Below are 983 nucleotides of genomic sequence, written 5' to 3'. Positions count from 1 at the left end.
CAAATGGTCGGCAGGATGGCGACACTTGCCGAGCCGATCCGGGACGGGCGCGGCCGCATCAAGCTGGGCGATACGCTGTGGCGTGTCTCCGGCCCGGATTTGCCGGCCGGCACGCAAGTGCGCGTGACGGGTGCGGCCGATACGGATCTGGAACTGACCGTCGAGGCGGTCTGAATTCTTGAAACCCACCGCTTGGACAAGGTGTGTTGAGATTCAGGTCAGGCCGAGTCGAAAACGGTGGGTTCCGAGAACCGGAGCGGAGCGTACTTTGGGTACGTGAGCACCGGAAGCGCAGGAAACCGTCGTTTGCAGGCCGGCATCACCTTAAGATCAGCACACCTTAGGCGGCGCCGATACGCAGCAGGTCGTGCAGGTGGATGAGGCCGACTGGTTTCCGGCCCTCCACCACCATCAGGCTGGTGATGGCTGAGTTGTTGATCGTCTGCAGCGCCGTTGCCACCAGCGTGTCCGGCGTCGCGGTCTTCGGGCCTTTTGTCATCACCTGATCCACCGTCATCGCCAGCAGGTTGCTGCCGATGTGCCGGCGGATGTCGCCATCGGTGATGATGCCGACCAGCGCACCGTCTGCGTCGGTGATCGCGACGCAGCCAAATCCCTTGCGCGACAGTTCCAGGATCGCGTCATGCATGCCGGTGCCCGCAACCACCAGCGGCAGCCTGTCGCCGACATGCATGATCTCGCGGATCTGCGTCAGGTTGGCGCCGAGCTGGCCGCCCGGGTGAAAGGTGCGGAAATGATCCGGCGTGAAGCCGCGTGCTTCGAGCAGCGCGATCGCCAGCGCGTCGCCCATCACCAGTTGCAGCAGCGTTGATGTCGTTGGCGCCAGGCCGTGCGGGCAGGCTTCAGGCGCGCGCGGCAAAAGCAGCACCACGTCGGCAGCCCGCGCCAGCGCCGATGTCTCTCCGGCGGTGATGGCGATCAGCGGAATGGAAAAGCGCCTGGAATAGGCGACGATGCCCATC

2 protein-coding genes are annotated in these 983 nt (G+C 64.7%); one reads left to right on the top strand and one right to left on the bottom strand.

Features of this window, described 5'->3' with window-relative positions; genetic code table 11:
• Window positions 1-174, top strand: a 174-nt coding sequence (locus tag EN893_RS35585) for an NfeD family protein (RefSeq protein WP_206640254.1), incomplete at its 5' end; no start/stop codon positions are given.
• Between the two features lie 166 nt (window positions 175-340).
• On the opposite strand, the gene EN893_RS35580 is transcribed toward EN893_RS35585, so the two are convergent.
• Window positions 341-983 (bottom strand): CBS domain-containing protein (locus EN893_RS35580; RefSeq protein WP_128362247.1); only part of this gene is annotated, 643 nt, incomplete at its 5' end.

This window comes from Mesorhizobium sp. M7A.F.Ca.CA.004.04.2.1, from assembly GCF_004022825.1.
Lineage (GTDB): Bacteria > Pseudomonadota > Alphaproteobacteria > Rhizobiales > Rhizobiaceae > Mesorhizobium.
Note: the sequence above shows the minus strand (reverse complement) of the source record. Positions and strands in the feature narration are given on the sequence as shown.